This is a genomic window from Companilactobacillus huachuanensis (assembly GCF_005404815.1).
Lineage (GTDB): Bacteria > Bacillota > Bacilli > Lactobacillales > Lactobacillaceae > Companilactobacillus > Companilactobacillus huachuanensis.
The window spans coordinates 60,919-79,125 of the sequence record NZ_BJDF01000006.1; the positions used below are offsets into that span (position 1 = coordinate 60,919).

An 18,207-nucleotide genomic window follows, 5' to 3' on the forward strand; every position below is an offset into this window, starting at 1 on the left:
TATTCAAAAAAAATCCATACCGGTTGCGTCGGTATGGATTTTTAGGTTTTGTTTTAGAACGGGTTTTGTTTTTAGAAACATTTAAAACAAATTACAAAGTATTCTTGTCGATAATCTTTCCAGACTTCAAATCATCAATTTCAGAAACGATGAAACTCTTCTTTTCCAAACGCTTGATGATTTCCTTCAATGTATCAATATCAGTTCCTGATGGCAATGTGAATAATGTTCGACGGACAACTTCATTTGATTTGGCGTCCAAGGTCATACAGGCAGCGACTGAAACATACTTTGCAAAGATTTTTGACATCTTTTCAAGATCTCCACGATCACCGGAAGAACTGACAGTTAGTACGTAGCTACTAATGTCGAGGTTCCAAGCATCTGACAACATGCTCAAGAGTCTTGAGTGAGTCAAAATACCGTAGAAAAGATTAGTTTCATCAAGAACAGCGATATATGGCAAGTCCTTGATGTTGAAAAATACTTTGAAGAAAGGTGAGTCAACACTGATTGTTTTTGTAGCATTTTTCATCAAAGTTGTTACTGGTAAACTCATGTCGCCACCACGTGACTTGTGGCGGTAGATGTGCATCTTATAGATGTTACCCCTAAATATTTGTCCGCTCTCGTCAAGAATTGGTACACAGCGATAGCCGGAATCTTCGAGGACTTTTAAGGCTTCCTCTAGTGTTACAGTTTCTTTAACTGTAGTAAGCTTGTCCTTTTTCAGTACAAGTGATTTCACTAACATATATATTCACATCCATTCAATTATAATTGAATTAATAATACAGTAATTCCGCGAAAAAAAAAAGCTGAAACAAATTATTCATTTGTTTCGGCTTTTTAAAAGCATGATATTTCGGATTATTGACGACCTTCGATACCTGTTGCTTCGAAACCATCTTTAAGAATTTTTTCAAGTTCTGCAGCTGATTTCTTCATTTGTGCTGATTCTTCATCATTCAATGGTACTTCGATGATTTGTTTTAGACCTTTACGGTTAATGATAGCAGGTGAACCGATATAAATGTCTGAAACGCCATATTGGCCAGTCATCATGTTTGATAATGGAAGAACAGTGTTTTCGTCGTTTAGCAAAGCCTTGCAGATTCTTGCAAGAGCAGTACCAATACCGTAGAATGTAGCACCCTTAGTATTGATGATGTCGTAAGCAGCGTTAACAACCTTCTTGTAGATTGCGTCAAGAGTAGCTTGTGTAACTTCTGGGTGTTGTTCCATCCATTCAGCCATTGTTACTCCACCGATTGACAAGTGTGACCATGCAGCAAATTCTGAGTCACCATGTTCACCCATGATGTATCCGTTAACTGCACGAGGGTCGATGTCTAATTCTTCACCAACGAATTTTTGTAGTCTAGCTGAGTCAAGTGATGTACCTGAACCAATTACACGTTCCTTAGGGAAGCCTGAAAGTTTCCAAGTAGCGTATGTCAAGATATCAACTGGGTTAGCAGCAACCAAGAAAATACCATTGAATCCTGATTCAACGATTGGGTCAACGATTGTCTTCAAGATGTTCAAGTTCTTGTTAACAAGGTCAAGTCTTGTTTCACCTGGTTTTTGTGGAGCACCAGCAGTGATAACAACGATATCAGCATCTTTAGCATCTGAATATTCACCAGCGTGAATGTTCTTTGGGAATGAGAATGGAAGTGCATCTGCAAGATCCATTGCGTCACCCTTAATCTTGTCTTTTGCGATATCACAGATAACTAGTTCTTGTGCAATACCTTGAAGTGTCATTGCGTAGGCGAAAGTTGAACCTACAGCACCGTCACCAACTAGAAGTACTTTTTGGTGATTCTTTTCATTTGTTGGAGTTGTCATTATAAAATATCATCCCTTCGAAAATAATATGTTCCGTGGTTCATTATACAAATAATTAAGGGTAATTAACAAGTTGATTGTGAAAAAAGTGAGAAATTAATGAAATTATGGTTTTGGGCCGCCTCCGGTTGTCAGTGAATTATCCGCTGTGAGGACCGGCTCGAGCCAAAGTGCGGTCTCGACCCTCGATTTTGAGCTTCGCAAAAAACGCGAATCTCAAAATACGTCCAGTGGTGTAAGACCGGAAAATCGCCGGTCTAACACCACTTTCACTGCAGAATAATTCACTGACAACCGGAGGCTAGTGTTTTTAAGGGGCGATGGATTACTAAGATTATTTGTTTTGAAACTTTGAAGATTTAAACATCAAAAAAATGAAAGAATTGTTGTAATATATCTAATCGCAATTTATTTATTAATGATAATATCGGTAATCCATTTGTGATAATAGTGAATAAAATATTCTTAGTCTCTAGAGACAGAAAACTTTCAACTCATCATGAAATTAACATGATATAATGTAAGTTCGAAATGAGGTATTAATATGAAACTAATTGTTGGCCTAGGAAATCCAGGTAAAAAATACGATCGTACAAAGCATAATATGGGCTTTATGACCATCGATAAATTGATGGATGAATACGGCCAATCACAAATGAAAAAAGACTTTGAAGCTGAATACTGTAAATTCAAAGTTGATGGCGAGACTGTCTTCTTAGTTAAACCTTTAACGTTCATGAATGAATCAGGGCGCGCTGTTAATTTTTTGATGGGCTACTATCAAATCCAACCTGATGAAATGATGGTCATTCAAGATGATCTAGATATGCCAATTGGTAAAGTTAGATTACGGACAAAGGGTTCTGCTGGTGGTCATAATGGTATTAAGAGTATAATCTCTGCTGTGGGTACGAAAGACTTCAGCCGTATCAAAATTGGTATACAACATCCCTCTAAGCAATCTGTTGTTAATTGGGTTTTGACACCATTTTCTAAAGATGAAGAACCTGTCGCTTTAGCCGGTATTGATCAGGCAACAGCAATGGTTAAAGATTGGGTCAATGGTACGTCAATTGATCAATTAATGAATAAGTATAATTAAATACGCAAGGGGGCAAAAATTGGATTTAATAAATTTCATTACGAATAAGCTCGACCTTGGGGAATTTATTAATCAAGTTAAGCCAGACACGAAGAATTTATTGACTGGTTTGACTGGATCAACGATTTCCCTTTTTGCACTGGAAACTTTGAAACAAAAGGGCAAAAAAATTCTAATTGTGGAAAATACTAATTTTCACGCTAACAAGATTTACGATGATCTTAATTTGTTAAACAGCGATGCAGTTCATATTTTTCCAGTTGAAGAATCTATTTCAACGGAATTAGCAACAAGTTCACCGGATGAATTGAGTCAGCGACTTGATTCTTTGAGCTTTTTAGCTAGTGATGAGGCTGGGATCTTGGTGACCTCAATTGCCGGGATGGAATATGAATTGTCAGCTAAGGAATTATTTAAAGCTGCTCAATTAGATATTAAAGTGAATGAAGAGTATGACCTAGAGAATCTTAATCAAACATTCGTACAGATGGGTTATGTTAAGGATAAGTTAGTTGCTAAACCTGGGGATTTTGCGATCCGTGGGGATATTGTCGACATCTATCCATTAAATGTTGATAACCCTGTACGAATTGATTTCTTTGGTAATCAAGTAGAAAAAATTAAATTTTTTGACACTGAAACGCAACGTAGTATGGAAGAACTTACTGAAATTAAAGTTTTACCTGCTAAGGATAGAATTGTGACTGACGAGCAAGTGGCAACTGGTTTGAAAAAACTTCAAAAGAGTTATCAACGCCAACTCGATTCAACTAAAGATAAAGATATTAAAGAAAATCTTGAAGTCAATTTCGGACAGACGATTGAAGAATTATCTGAAGGAATGCGTCCAGAAAATATCGGTCGGATTGCGGACTATATTTTGGAACACCCAAGTAGCTTGTTAGATTATTTGGGTAGAGACGATATTATTTTATTTGATGAATATAATCGTTTGATCGAACAGTCAAATGACAGTGCTGCCGAAAATCAATCATGGCTGGCCAGTCAATTGGAATTTGGTAAAGCTTTGCCTGAGCAAAAAATTCGTCAGAGTGTAACTGATTTGATCAAGGAAGATGAGCATGCCCAAATTTATATTTCGGCGTTCCAACAAGGAATGGGACATATTCGTCTCAATCAGCTACACAATGTGTCAATCCGTTCAATGCAACAATTCTTTAGCCAAATGCCGCTTTTAAAATCAGAAGTTGAGCGTTGGCAAAAACAGGATTATACCGTTATTTTGGTGATCAATAACGAGAAACGAATCGGTGCTATCAACAATACATTGGTTGATTTTGGCATCAAGGCTACTTTAACTGGTAAAGATAAGGTGATTGAAGATCAAACACAGATTCTCAATGCAAGTCTTAGTGCCGGCTTTGAAATGCCTGATGAGAAGCTTGCTATTATTACCGAAAAAGAACTCTTTAACAAACAGCCTAAGAAACGTCGTCATCAAACCTTGGCGAATGCGGAACGTTTGAAGAGTTATAACGAATTAAAACCTGGAGATTACGTTGTCCATGTCAATCATGGTATCGGTAAATTTATCGGTATGCAGACAATGGAAGTTGATGGCAAACATCAAGATTATATTACGATTGAGTATCGTGATGATGGACGCCTATTCATTCCGGTTACGCAATTGGATATGGTTCAGAAGTATGTTTCTGCTGAAGGTAGATCACCTAAGATCAATAAACTTGGTGGAAACGAATGGCAAAAGACCAAACGAAAAGTGCAGTCAAACATTGAAGATATTGCGGATGATTTGATTGATCTCTATGCCAAACGTGAGGCTGAAAAGGGCTTCCCATTTCCTAAAGATGATCAAATGCAACATGATTTCGATAACGCCTTCCCTTATCCTGAAACACCAGATCAATTGCGGTCAGTCGATGAAATTAAACGTGATATGGAAAAGCCACATCCGATGGATCGTTTGTTAGTCGGGGATGTTGGTTTTGGTAAGACTGAGGTTGCCTTAAGAGCAGCCTTTAAAGCCGTTGAAGCAGGTAAGCAAGTCGTGTTCTTAGCGCCAACAACGCTACTGGTTCAGCAACATTATGAAACTATGAAAGACCGCTTTGAAGATTTCCCCGTCAATATTGGAGTATTGTCACGTTTTCAAACTCGTAAACAAAGTAAGGAAACAATCGAAAAACTCGAAGATGGTTCGATTGATATTGTAGTTGGAACTCATCGATTACTATCAAAAGATGTTAAATTCAATGATATTGGATTATTGATCATTGATGAGGAACAACGATTTGGCGTTAAGCACAAGGAAAAAATTAAGCAACTAAAGGCTAATGTTGATGTCTTAACCTTAACAGCGACACCAATTCCACGTACTTTGAACATGTCAATGCTCGGCGTTCGTGATTTGTCATTGATCGAAACAGCTCCAAGTAATCGTTATCCTGTACAAACTTATGTTATGGAACAGAATTACGAAGTTATCGCAGGTGCTATCAAACGAGAAATGGCTCGTGGTGGACAAGTCTTTTATCTGCATAATCGAGTTGAGGACATGGATCAAGTGGCAGGTCAATTGCAGGCTTTGATTCCTGAGGCACGTATTGCTACAGCTCACGGACGAATGACGGAAACTCAGATGGAAGGCGTAATTGCCGATTATTTAAATGGTGAATATGATGTCTTGGTCACGACAACAATTATTGAGACGGGTGTTGATATGCCTAACACCAATACATTGATTGTGGAAAACTCCGATCGATATGGACTCTCACAGCTTTATCAAATTAGAGGACGAGTGGGTCGTTCTAATCGTGTTGCCTATGCTTATTTGATGTATAAACCCAACAAGGTTTTAACAGAAGTTGGCGAACAGCGATTGGAAGCTATCAAGAACTTTACTGAATTAGGATCAGGATTCAAAATTGCTATGCGTGATTTGTCGATTCGTGGTGCTGGGAACCTATTGGGTAAGCAACAACACGGTTTCATTGATTCTGTTGGTTTTGACCTCTATACACAAATGTTAAATGACGCTGTTGCCAAAAAACGTGGCCATACGAAAGCTGAAAAAACTAATGCTGAAGTTAATCTGGCACTTGAGGCTTATTTACCGGCTGATTACATTACCGATCAACGCCAAAAAGTTGAATTGTATAAGCGAATCAGACAGATCGACTCTTTGGAAAATTACCAAGAAGTGAGATCGGAATTATTGGATCGTTTTGGCGAATATCCTCAGGAAGTTGAAAACCTATTAGATATCAGTTTGTTGAAGAATTCTTTCGACGAGTCATTAGTTAAGAGTGTCATCATGCGAAATGGTATGATTGCGATTAAGTTTTCAAAGAAGGCTAGTGATTATTTAACTGGTGATTTAGTGTTTAAATTCTTAGCTAATACGACAATGAAAGCTAAGGTTAACGACAAGAATGGTGAATTTACGATCACCTTAGATTCAGGTAGTGTTAAAAAAGACGATTGGTTCGGTCAATTACAGACATTTGCCGAGAAGATGGCAGCTGAGTTCGATAATTTAAAGAAAGAAAAAATTAAAAACTAATATGCAAAAAGAAGTGTCTAGGGCTATTAAGGGGACCTGGATTCTGACTATCGCCTCACTGTTCTCGGAACTTTTGAGTGCTATTTATCGGATTCCATTACAGAATATTGTTGGGGATCGTGGCTATTTTATTTATCAACAGGTGTACCCCATTTACGGTATTTTTTCCGTTTTGGCTTTGTCTGGTTTGCCAGTAGTTATTTCTAAGACATTTGCTCAACAGGAGACGATTGCTGCAAAACATAATTTGTTGAAGAAAACATTCGGAATTTTGATGGCTGGTAGTGTGGTCATTACAGGACTTCTGTGGGTGTCGGCTAGGTATCTGGCTAGTTTGATGGGAGATCCTAACTTGTATCCAGAAGTACGAGTGGTGGCATTGACTTTTCTATTGGTTCCCTTTGAAGCGAGTCTGAGAGGATATTTTCAGAGTGATTTAATTATGGAACCGAGTGCTATTTCACAAGTATCAGAGCAATTCTTCCGTATTGTTATCATTATTGGAAGTGCCTTGTTATTTGGACATGGAATTTTGGATGTTTATCAGATGGGAACATTAGCCAATTCAGGAGCGTTTATCGGTGGTTTATTGGCAGTGGCAATCTTAGTCATTAAGTTTTTAAAAACTAAAGCGACGGAAGTTGAGACGCCAAAAGCCGATAATTCTATTAAATTGGAACATGGTTTAGCGTTAGAAATTGTTTTGATCGTAGTTTTTACAGGTATCACAATTTTTTATCAGTTTATCGATTCCTTTTCTACCGTGAGATTATTGTTACACACAGGGATGGCTTTAGATTTAGCTGAGGTTCAAAAAGGTGTCTTTGATCGTGGACAACCGTTGTTACAACTGGGAATTGTTATTTCCTTATCATTTGTCTCAACTATCATGCCGCAATTGAAGGAGACCAATCGAGTTAAACAAAATAAGAGTATGATTCAAAAGATGGTTCGTGTCTGTTTGTGGTTATCAGTAGCGGAAACGGCGGGTTTGATAGCGTTAATGCCTGAAATAAATACAATGCTTTTTACCGATACAAACGGTTCCAGGACCCTGAGCATTTATATGCTATCGATATTAATTGTTTCATTTATTAATTTATTAATAGCTGTTACAAGTGGTGATGATGAAAAAAACTTTCATAAGTTGATTTTATTCGGGATGTCATTAGTTACGAAGGTCGCCTTGAATGTTATTTTAGTGCCGAAGTTTGGAATTGCTGGTGGAGCTCTGGCGACAGTTTTGAGTGAATGTGTAATCTTGTTTGGGATTTTGACGATTTATAAGTTTGATCGAAAATTCTTGTCACTGGATAAGAAATTTATTCATAATATGATTATGCTTGGTTTGATTATGGCAATTTTTGTCAGGATTGTTGTCAAAATTTTGGCTGGATATCTAGTTATGACGCGAGCCAACTGTGTTTTGATCAATATTATTGCAATACCTTTGGGAGCGTTCGTCTACTTGAAGCTTTCAAAGCGCTGGCATCTGTTGACCAAAGAAGAGTGGGAAATTTTACCAATGGGTAAATATATTACTAAGTTTATGAAAATAGAGGATTAATTATGAGATTAGATAAGTATCTAAAAGTAAGCCGTATTATCAAGCGCAGAACTGTTGCTAAAGAGTTTGCAGACAATGGTCGTGCCTCAATCAATGACCATGTTGCCAAATCGTCTAGTGAAGTTTCAGTGGGTGATGTATTAGAATTACACTTTGGAGAGAGAACCATGAAAGTTAGAGTTCTCAATATCAAAGAAACAACTAAGAAAACTGATTCTACGGATATGTATGAAGAGGTTTAACTAGCGTATTGGGTAAGTATGCCGTATGCCGTTTCCAGAGCTGAGAGTATTCAATTGCTGCGCGGAACGGCCCGAGCCTGGGAAGCGGTCTCAGACCTCGGTTGAAGCCTTACCACAAACCGGTAAGTCTCCAACACGCCCGGTGGTGTAATTGCTGAAGCAATAACGCCACTTTCGCTGCAAATGAATACTCTCAGCTCTTCCAACTAATTTATTTTTTATGGCAGGGACAATGGAGTGAAGATTTCTGAATATTTAAATAAATTAGTTCGGGGTCCGTAACAACAATAGTTATATTGATTTTTCGTTGTTAAATCTTCGGTTGTGTAGAATTGGTTTTAAATAACAATTGATTATTAACTAGCAAAATACGTTTAACTAAGGATATTGTATTTGGAGTTGATTCGAGTATGGAAAAATGTTTCGAACTCTTCAGCTTTTTCAACTAATTTGTTTTTTTATGTTGGTTGAATTAACCTGACTTAGGTGAATTATGCAAGCGTGTAAATGTCCGCATTAATTATATTTGGTAAATTAAATTTTAGAATTTGTCTTTAAAAAGGTCGGATATAAAAGCAATTGAATATTTTTACATTCAAATAATAACGATTAATTAGTCGGAAGAGCTGGGAAATATTTGTGTGCCGTGGAAGTGTTGTAATGGCTTTAGCCATTACAACACCGGGCGTGTTTGGAGACTTGACGAACTATGTCAAGGCTTCAAACCGAGGTTCGAGACCGTCTCTCAGGCTCGGACCGGTCCGCACAGCTAGTGAATATTTCCCAGCTCTGTAGACGGGATACTTACTTAGCACCACACGTTAATTAATAGAAACATATTGATTTATTTTACCCGCTCAATCGGCAGCAGCATTTTTTAATAAAAAAATTCAACCTAAAAATTAGAAATGCATTAAAATTAGCAATTTAATCATTCAAATAATGGCTTAAACTTGTTATACTCAAAGTAATCATTTCTAGGGGAGTAGTGGCATGGAAATACGTAAACTAAATTCTAACGTTTCTGTATTACAACCAAAAAAAGCACCAACTCCTAATCCTGGTCATCATGACTATGCTAAAAAAGTGCATCGCAGACGGATGGCTATGATTGGAATTGTTTTTGCAGTGATTTTGGTTGTATTTGGCGTTCAAATTTTCAATTCTCATCGAACTTATGCCAATACGATGGAACAGATAGAAATTAGCAAACAGAAGTTGAGCAAGCAAAAATCGACACAGCGTGATTTGAAGCTTGAAGTGAGTCAGCTTCATGACACGAATTATATCGAAAAGTATATTCGTGAAAAGTACATGTATAGCAAACCGGGTGAACAAATCTACAATTTGCCTGATGATGTGAAGACCACTACTATTCAAAAATAGGGAAAGGAATTATTTTTAATTAGATGACAGTTGAAGTAGGAGCTAAAACAGAAGGTAAAGTAACGGGAATTACAAATTTTGGGGCTTTCGTAGACCTTGGAGAAGGACAAAGCGGAATGGTGCACATCAGTGAAGTTGCTGATGGTTATGTCAAAGATATTCATGATGTGCTAAACATTGGCGATACTGTTAAGGTTTTAGTTCTTAGTGAGAAGGATCATAAAATTGCACTTTCAATTAAACAAGCTTCAGATAAGCCTAAGCCAAAATTTCATGCACATCGTTCACATGAACGTAATGATAGAAAACCACAACAACGTAAACCAGAAAGCTTCGACGATATGATGTCTGGATTCATGAAAGAAAGTGAAGAAAGACTCAGTGTTATCAAGAAGAATACAGAAGGTAAACGTGGTGGTCGTGGCGGACGCCGTAGTTAATAAATGTAAATCAGGGGTTGGGACGATGTCTCAGCCTTTTTTAGTTTTATGGAGGGGCAAACGATGGATCTAGATAATCGAATTATAGATGTAGTAAAAAAAGTTTTACAACAATATCATGCTCAAAGGGTTTTGATTGCCGTCTCCGGTGGAGTTGATTCAATGGTCTTGTTGAATGTTATCGCCCAAATTTTGCCACGAGATAAGTTTGCCGTCGTCAATGTTGATCATGATCTACGGCCAGAAAGCAGTGCTGAAGTTGCTTTTGTCCAAGACGGTTGTGTTAAAAATGATTATCAATTTTTTACCACTAAGTGGGAAAATCAACCGAGTGATGATATTGGTATGGAAGCGTCAGCTCGCAAGTTTAGGTACGGATTTTTTAAAAAGATTATGGCATCGGGGCATTTTGATACGTTATTGACAGCGCATCATGGCAACGATTTGGCTGAGAATATTTTGATGAAATTGATTCGTTCAGGTAATGCATTTGAAGTCGTTAGTTTGAAAGAACAACGTCCTTTTGGAGAGTCTGGACAAATTTTACGACCATTGTTGGATTTTTCTAAACGTGAATTATCTGAATATGCGGATATCCATAATATAAAACATGTTCAGGACGAAACTAACTTTGATAATATAACGTTAAGAAATCGACTTCGAAATAATATCTTCCCTGAATTACAAAAGGAGAATGGTCAGATGCTGGCACATTTCCGCTTTTTTGACCAGCAATTAACAGCTTTGATTAGTCTTGCAAAGCAGCAATTCAGCCAAACTGAAACTGAAATGTCGTTGGAAGAGTCACCGCAAAAAATTATCGGTTTGATAAAACCGATATTAAAATTAGATGCTGACCAACAAACGTTATTCTGGGGTAATTTTTTTACGAAGCGAAGACTTGATATTTCAATCAGTAATCGTCAAATTAGGCAAATCATTGAAATCGTCTGTTCAGATGACGCTAATGCTGCAATCAATTTAGAAGATTCTTGGCAATTTATTCGAACTTATGACCAGTTTGTTGTCAAAAAAATAGCGCCACAAGTATTAACTGAGCTCGTAGTGCCTCTGAATAAAAAAATAATATGGAATCATAAAACTTTGACCGTGACAGCTGACGATAATGATTACACATTAGCTGTTGAGAGTATTCCAGAGACGATTACATTGAGAACACGCCGTGCCGGTGATAAGTTGCTTTTGTCGAATGGCCGCCATCAAAAATTAAATAAACGTTTTATAAATGAAAAAGTTCCTGCTTATGAACGTGATGATTATTTAGTTTTATTATTTGATAATCAGATAGTTTGGGTTGAAAAAATTTATAATTTGGGTGATTATTTACAAAAAGGTAAAAATCATTACAAAATTAACTTTGTTGAGGTAAAAGAATGAATTCAGATATTGAGAAAGTTTTAGTTTCTAAAGAGGAGATTGAAGCAGCCAACCTACGTCTTGGGAAACAATTAACTGAAGAATACCGTGGGAAGAATCCGTTGTTTGTCTGTATCTTACGTGGTGCCGCCATGTTTATGATGGATCTAGTTAAGCAACTGGATCTTGAAATGGAATATGATTTCATGGACGTCTCCAGTTATGGTGGTGAAAATACTGTGACAACGGGTGATGTTCGAATTATTAAGGATTTGGATACACCGATTCGTGATCGTGATGTCGTTATTATTGAAGACATTATTGATACTGGATACACTTTGGATCGTCTGAAGGAACTTTTTGATGCTCGTTATGCTAAATCCGTTAAGATTGTTTCATTCTTGGATAAACCTGCGCGTCGAATCAAGCATGTCAAAGTTGATTATGTTGGTGTTCAAATTCCTGATGAATTCGTTGTGGGTTATGGAATGGATTATAATGAGCATTATCGTAATTTACCTTATGTGGGTGTATTGAAACGAGAGGTATATAGCACAAAATAATTTAGTTAGAGTTACAATTATTATTGTGTTACTGTTCACCAATGTTACAATATGTAACGTCTAAGTAATTAGGAGGAAATGTATGAAAAATAATCGAAATAGGTTAATCAATAATAGCCTGTTTTACATCTTGCTCTTTGTTGTTTTGGTTCTTGCAGCGAGTTGGTTTGCTGGTGGTCAATCCTCAGACCAATCAAAAACATTAAGCCAAGACCAATTCATCACACAATTGAAGCAAGGTAAAGTGAAAAACTTCAAGCTAGAGCCTATTGGTGGAGCTTATCAAGTAAACGGTGAATACAAGAAAGCTCAAAAAGCTGAAACAACTCGTTCCGTTTCTTTGTTCAGCCGTAACCAAGCTACTACTACTAGTGAAGTAACTTCATTTAGTTCAACTGTTTTGCCTAACAACGATACGTTAAAGATGATCAATAGTGCCGCAATGGCTAAGGGAGTTAAAACTACAGCTGCTCCTAAGTCACAGTCCGGACAATGGATTTCATTGATCTTAACGGTTATTGTTCCATTTGCATTATTCTTCTTTATAATCTTTGCAATGATGGGCCGAGGAGGCCAAGGTGGTGGCGGTGCAAACCGTGTCATGAACTTTGGTAAATCCAAGGTTAAACCAGAAGATCCAAAGAAAAATAAAGTTAGATTTTCTGATGTTGCCGGTGCTGAAGAAGAAAAACAAGAACTTGTTGAAGTTGTTGAATTTCTAAAAGATCCAAGAAAATTTGTCTCCTTAGGTGCCCGAATACCAGCTGGTGTTCTTCTAGAGGGTCCTCCCGGGACTGGTAAAACTTTACTAGCTAAGGCTGTTGCTGGTGAAGCTAAAGTTCCTTTCTATTCAATCTCTGGTTCAGATTTCGTTGAAATGTTTGTTGGTGTTGGTGCATCACGTGTTCGTGACTTGTTCGAAAATGCCAAAAAAGACGCTCCATCAATCATCTTTATTGATGAAATTGATGCCGTTGGTCGTCAACGTGGTTCTGGTACCGGTGGTGGTAATGATGAACGTGAACAAACTCTTAACCAATTATTGATTGAGATGGATGGATTTACAGGTAATGAAGGTGTCATCGTTATGGCTGCTACTAACCGTTCCGATGTACTTGATCCTGCCTTGTTACGTCCAGGTCGTTTTGACAGAAAGATTCTTGTTGGTCGTCCTGACGTTAAAGGCCGTGAAGCTATTCTTAAAGTTCACGCTAAGAACAAACCATTTACAGATGATGTTGATTTGAAAGCAATTGCTCAACAAACTCCAGGTTTTGCTGGTGCTGATCTTGAAAACTTACTTAATGAAGCTGCACTTGTTGCTGCAAGACGTGGTAAGCAAAAGATTGATCCAACTGACCTTGATGAAGCTGAAGATCGTGTTATTGCAGGTCCAGCTAAGAAGAACCGTGTTATTCCTGAACAAGAACGTCACACAGTGGCTTACCACGAAGCAGGACATGCTTTAATTGGTTTGGTATTGAGTGATTCTCGAGTTGTTAGAAAGGTTACCATCGTACCTCGTGGACGTGCCGGCGGTTACGCTATCATGCTTCCTAAGGATGATCAAAACCTTGCTACTAAGAAGGAATTGAACGAACAAATTACTGGATTACTTGGTGGTCGTACAGCCGAAGAGATTATCGTCGGTCAACCTTCATCAGGTGCTTCAAATGACTTTGAACAAGCAACACAAATTGCTCGTACAATGGTTACTGAATATGGTATGACAGATCGTTTAGGTACTGTTCAACTTGAAAAGAATGGTCAACCATTCAGTGGCGGTAATTACCGTGCTGAACCAGCATATTCACAAGATACTGCTATGGCTATTGATCAAGAAGTTAAACGCATTATCGATGAAGATCACGAACGTGCTAGAGAAATTCTTCAATCACATCGTGAACAACATAAGATTATTGCCGAGGCTTTGTTGAAGTATGAAACACTTGATGAAAAGGAAATCTTGAGTTTGTATAACACAGGAGCAATGCCTGCAAACGATGCAAATCAACAATTCCCAAGTGAAAGTGCTGCAACATTTGAACAAGCTAAGAAGGCTGCTGAAGCCAAAGATGCTGCTAAACAAAAATCAGAAGAATCAACTAAAGATGATTCATCAACATCAGATGATACTGACGTTGATAAAACAGCATACCCTTCAGAAAATGTTGATAAACCAGCTGATGATACTAAATCAGATACTGATTCATCTAATGACAATTCTAAGGATAATAATTCTGACGATTCAAACAGCAACAATGATGATAATAATAATCAATAATAATCAATCAAAAAAAGCGACTCGAGAGAGTCGCTTTTTTGAACGGAGGAATCAAATATGACGGATACTTTAACCAAAGCAGTTTCAACTAATGGTAAATTTCGTGCTTATGTTGTAAACGCTACAGAAATGATTCAAGAGGCACAGAAGCGTCATGATACATGGAGAAACTCAAGTGCTGCTTTAGGCAGGACCATGGTTGGGTCACTATTAGTTGCCACTTCAACTTTAAAAGAGGATGAAGTTTTGACAACAAGAGTACAAGGTGATGGACCAGTCGGAACAATTGTTGTTGATGCTAATGCTAAAGGTGATGTTAAAGGATATATTTCCAATCCACATATTGCTTTGAAGGCTAGAGAAGATGGACACATAGATGTTAAAGCAGCCGTCGGAACTAAAGGTACATTGAGCATCACTAAAGATTTACATTTGAAAGCACCATTTACCGGCTCAGTGCCATTAGTCTCTGGAGAAATTGGGATGGACTTTGCGTATTATATGGCAAAATCTGAACAAATACCTTCAGCAATCGGTGTGTCGGTTTTCGTAAATCCTAACGAAACTATCGGAGCTGCCGGCGGCTTTTTGATTCAAACGTTACCAGGAGCAACAGATGCAGATATTGATAAAATTGAAGCCAATTTAAAAGTTGTCCCCAACATTTCGACGTTGCTGAAAGAGGATTTGAGTAATAAAGACATCATGGAAAAAATTATGAATGGTGTTGAAATGAAGTATCTTCAAGACATGCCAGTCCAATTTCAATGTGACTGTTCCAAAGAAAGATTTTCAAAAGCTTTAGCAACACTTTCAAGAGCAGAATTGCAAGCAATGATCAAAGAAAATCATGGTGCTGAAACAGTCTGCAAGTTCTGTGGCAACAAGTACCAATTCTCAGAAGCAGAACTTAAAGATATCGTTGCTAACAAAGACTAAAGTATAAAATTTAATTTACCAAATACATGTGGTGCTAGTTAAGTATGCCGTCTACAGAGCTGGAAAATATTCATTAGCTGTGCGGAACGGTCTGAGCCAAAATACGGTCTCGAATCGGTCCGCATAGCAGGTTAATACTCTCGGTTCTGGAGACGGCAAAAAAGAAAGAACCGTCAGTTTATCATTGTCTTTTAGGTAGAAAATTTGTTATTATTACGAGTTGTAATCGAATAATAAGAGGTAAAAAGCATGGAGTGGAAAATAGGCAACGTAACAATTCCTAATCAAATTGTCGTTGCACCTATGGCAGGTATTACCAATTCGTCCTTTCGAGTTACGGCTAAAGAATTTGGTGCAGGATTAGTTGTCTGTGAAATGATCAGTGATCAGGGTATTAAGTACCGCAATCTAAAGACTTTGGGCATGATGTTCGTTGATCCGAAAGAACATCCAGTCAGTATTCAAGTTTTTGGTGGTACGACTGAATCTTTGGTCAATGCTGCTAAGTATGTAGCTGAAAATACGGGTGCCAATATTATTGATATTAATATGGGCTGTCCAGTGAAAAAGGTTACTAAGATTGGTGCTGGCTCAAGCTGGCTTCGTGATCCTGATAAACTTTATAATATGGTCCGAGAGGTTACTTCAGCTGTTAACAAACCAGTTACCGTAAAAATGCGGACTGGTTGGGACGGTGACCATATTCTGGCTGTTGAAAATGCTTTGGCAGCTCAAGAAGCTGGAGCAGCGGCAGTGGCAATGCATGGACGGACCAAATCACAAATGTATTCTGGCCATTCCGACTGGGAACTTTTACATGAAGTAGCTCAACATTTAACTATTCCATTTATTGGTAATGGTGATGTTAAGACGCCTCAAGACGCCAAGACAATGATTGATGAAGTAGGCGCTGATGCTGTAATGGTTGGCCGGGCAGTCCTCGGTAACCTATGGCTTTTAAATAAAATGAACCATTATTTGGAAACTGGCGAGATACTTCCTGAACCAAGTGTTGGAGAAAAAATTAATATAGCTAAACTTCAACTCCAACGTCTGGTAGACTTAAAAGGTGAGCATGTTGGTGTTCCAGAATTTCGTCAACAGGCAGCATATTATCTAAAGGGGATTCCCCACGCAGTCAGAACTCGTGCTAAAGTAATGAATGAAGATTCGATGCAGGAAGTTTTTGACACATTAGATCAATTTGTTGAAAGTTACGAACAACGAGAAGCGAGATCTTCAAAAATTTCGTAGACAGGGGGAAAAATTTTGAGTAACGAAAATAATAAGAAGCAACCAACTAAAGAAGATATAAAGAAAACAAGAGTCATGAATGACCAACTACGGGTTAGACGTGAAAAACTTCAAGAATTGTATGATGAAGGCGTTGATCCATTTGGTTCAAGATTCGAAAGAACTGCTTTAGCCCAAGATATTCACGATAAGTATGGTGACGAGGACAAAGAAACTCTTGAAGAACAAGATTTGCCTGTAGTTATTGCTGGTCGTATGATGACAAAACGTGGTAAAGGTAAAGTTGGTTTTGCCGATTTACGTGATAGAAGTGGTAAGATTCAAATTTACGTTCGTAAAGATGTTGTCGGTGAAGAAAACTATCACATTTTCAAGCGTTCTGATATTGGTGATCACCTTGGTATTCATGGTGAAATTATGAAGACAGACATGGGTGAATTAACTATTAAAGCAACCCACGTCACAATGCTTTCTAAATCACTTCGTCCATTACCTGATAAATTCCATGGTTTAACAAACGTTGAACAAATTTATCGTCAAAGATATTTGGATTTGATTGCTAACCAAGACAGTTTTGACCGTTTCAAGAAACGTACTAAAATTATTTCAGCTGTTCGTGAATATTTAGATGGTGAAGGATTCATGTCTGTTGAAACTCCCGTTTTGAATACTCAAGCCGGTGGGGCTAGTGCTCGACCATTTATTACACACCACAACGCCTTAGATATGGAAATGTATCTACGTATTGCTTTGGAATTACCTTTGAAGAGATTGATTGTTGGTGGTTTCGAACGTGTCTACGAAATTGGTCGTGCTTTCCGTAATGAAGGATTGGATACGCAACATAACCCTGAGTACACTTCATTGGAAACATATGCTGCTTATTGGGATATGACGGACGTTATGAAAGAAGTTGAAGGAATGTTCAGACATGCTGCTGAAAAAGCTAATGGTTCACAAATCGTTAGTTATCAAGGCGGAGAAGTTGATTTGAGCAAACCTTTCAAACGTATCAAGATGGTTGATGCTATTAAGGAACAAACAGGTATCGACTTTAGCGAAGATATGGATCTTGAACAAGCTCGTAAATTAGCTGACGAGAAAAAGGTTCATTATGAAGAGTTCTGGGGAGTAGGGCACATCATCGCCGAATTCTTCGAAGAATTTGTTGAAGATACTTTGCAAGAACCAACATTCATTTACGAATATCCACTTGAAGTTTCACCATTAGCTAAGAAGAGTAAGGATAATCCTAAATTTACCGATCGATTTGAAGTTTATATTTTAGGTCATGAATTTGGTAATGCCTTTACTGAATTGAATGATCCAATTGATCAAAGAGAGCGTTTTGAAGCTCAAGCTGCTGAACGCGAAAAGGGTAATGACGAAGCCGAACATATTGATAACGATTATGTTGAAGCTATGGAATACGGTATGCCACCAACTGGTGGACTAGGAATCGGTATTGATCGTTTGGTTATGCTATTAACCGATGCACCTTCGATTCGTGACGTTATTCTGTTTCCAACAATGAGACCAGAAGATAACAATGAAGATTAAATTTTAATGTAAGTAAAACCTGTAATTAGATTTAGATTCTTTTTCAAATTTGGTTATAAGGGAGAACATTACAGAAGTATCATTGTCTGATTAGT

At 37.7% G+C, this 18,207-nt stretch carries 14 protein-coding genes; 12 read left to right on the plus strand and 2 right to left on the minus strand.

The window, feature by feature from the left end; all coding sequences use genetic code 11:
• Positions 1 to 91: 91 nt before the first annotated feature.
• Positions 92 to 754 carry a cyclic di-AMP binding protein CbpA gene (gene cbpA, locus FFM71_RS04725; protein ID WP_137611044.1) on the minus strand — a complete coding sequence of 221 codons (663 nt, stop codon included), beginning with the start codon at positions 752 to 754 and terminating at the stop codon, positions 92 to 94.
• Between the two features lie 116 nt (positions 755 to 870).
• The gene (locus tag FFM71_RS04730) at positions 871 to 1,854 is read right to left on the minus strand and encodes an L-lactate dehydrogenase (RefSeq protein WP_137611045.1); all 984 of its coding nucleotides are present in this window, start codon (positions 1,852 to 1,854) and stop codon (positions 871 to 873) included.
• 544 nt (positions 1,855 to 2,398) lie between these two features.
• On the opposite strand from FFM71_RS04730, the gene pth reads away from it, so the two are divergent.
• The 12 genes from pth (at position 2,399) to lysS (ending at position 18,112) form a co-directional block, all read left to right on the plus strand.
• Positions 2,399 to 2,956: an aminoacyl-tRNA hydrolase gene (gene pth / locus FFM71_RS04735; RefSeq protein ID WP_137611046.1), complete on the plus strand. Its 558-nt coding sequence runs from the start codon at positions 2,399 to 2,401 to the stop codon at positions 2,954 to 2,956.
• 19 nt (positions 2,957 to 2,975) lie between these two features.
• The gene (gene mfd, locus FFM71_RS04740) at positions 2,976 to 6,500 is read left to right on the plus strand and encodes a transcription-repair coupling factor (RefSeq protein ID WP_137611047.1); all 3,525 of its coding nucleotides are present in this window, start codon (positions 2,976 to 2,978) and stop codon (positions 6,498 to 6,500) included.
• A 1-nt stretch (position 6,501) separates the two neighbouring features.
• The gene (locus tag FFM71_RS04745) at positions 6,502 to 8,067 is read left to right on the plus strand and encodes a putative polysaccharide biosynthesis protein (RefSeq protein ID WP_137611048.1); all 1,566 of its coding nucleotides are present in this window, start codon (positions 6,502 to 6,504) and stop codon (positions 8,065 to 8,067) included.
• 2 nt (positions 8,068 to 8,069) lie between these two features.
• The gene (locus tag FFM71_RS04750; RefSeq protein ID WP_041501310.1) at positions 8,070 to 8,309 is read left to right on the plus strand and encodes an RNA-binding S4 domain-containing protein; all 240 of its coding nucleotides are present in this window, start codon (positions 8,070 to 8,072) and stop codon (positions 8,307 to 8,309) included.
• 993 nt (positions 8,310 to 9,302) lie between these two features.
• A complete protein-coding gene (locus tag FFM71_RS04755; RefSeq protein WP_137611049.1) occupies positions 9,303 to 9,695 on the plus strand; it encodes an FtsB family cell division protein in 393 nt (130 codons plus the stop codon).
• Between the two features lie 23 nt (positions 9,696 to 9,718).
• Positions 9,719 to 10,135, plus strand: a complete 417-nt coding sequence (locus tag FFM71_RS04760) for a S1 domain-containing RNA-binding protein (protein WP_137611050.1) — start codon at positions 9,719 to 9,721, stop codon at positions 10,133 to 10,135.
• A 63-nt stretch (positions 10,136 to 10,198) separates the two neighbouring features.
• Positions 10,199 to 11,533, plus strand: coding sequence for a tRNA lysidine(34) synthetase TilS (gene tilS, locus FFM71_RS04765; RefSeq protein ID WP_137611051.1), 1,335 nt, complete (start codon positions 10,199 to 10,201; stop codon positions 11,531 to 11,533).
• Positions 11,530 to 12,075, plus strand: coding sequence for a hypoxanthine phosphoribosyltransferase (gene hpt / locus FFM71_RS04770; RefSeq protein ID WP_137611052.1), 546 nt, complete (start codon positions 11,530 to 11,532; stop codon positions 12,073 to 12,075). Before tilS ends, hpt begins: the two co-directional genes overlap by 4 nt.
• 82 nt (positions 12,076 to 12,157) lie before the next feature.
• Entirely contained in the window at positions 12,158 to 14,359 is a 2,202-nt protein-coding gene (gene ftsH / locus FFM71_RS04775; protein WP_137611053.1) for an ATP-dependent zinc metalloprotease FtsH, read from the plus strand.
• A 57-nt stretch (positions 14,360 to 14,416) separates the two neighbouring features.
• Positions 14,417 to 15,298, plus strand: coding sequence for an Hsp33 family molecular chaperone HslO (hslO, locus tag FFM71_RS04780; RefSeq protein WP_137611054.1), 882 nt, complete (start codon positions 14,417 to 14,419; stop codon positions 15,296 to 15,298).
• Positions 15,299 to 15,547: 249 nt separating this feature from the next.
• Entirely contained in the window at positions 15,548 to 16,552 is a 1,005-nt protein-coding gene (gene dusB, locus FFM71_RS04785) for a tRNA dihydrouridine synthase DusB (protein ID WP_137611055.1), read from the plus strand.
• 75 nt (positions 16,553 to 16,627) lie between these two features.
• Complete coding sequence (gene lysS / locus FFM71_RS04790) at positions 16,628 to 18,112, plus strand: lysine--tRNA ligase (protein WP_137611100.1); 1,485 nt, start codon at positions 16,628 to 16,630, stop codon at positions 18,110 to 18,112.
• The last annotated feature ends 95 nt before the right edge of the window (positions 18,113 to 18,207 follow it).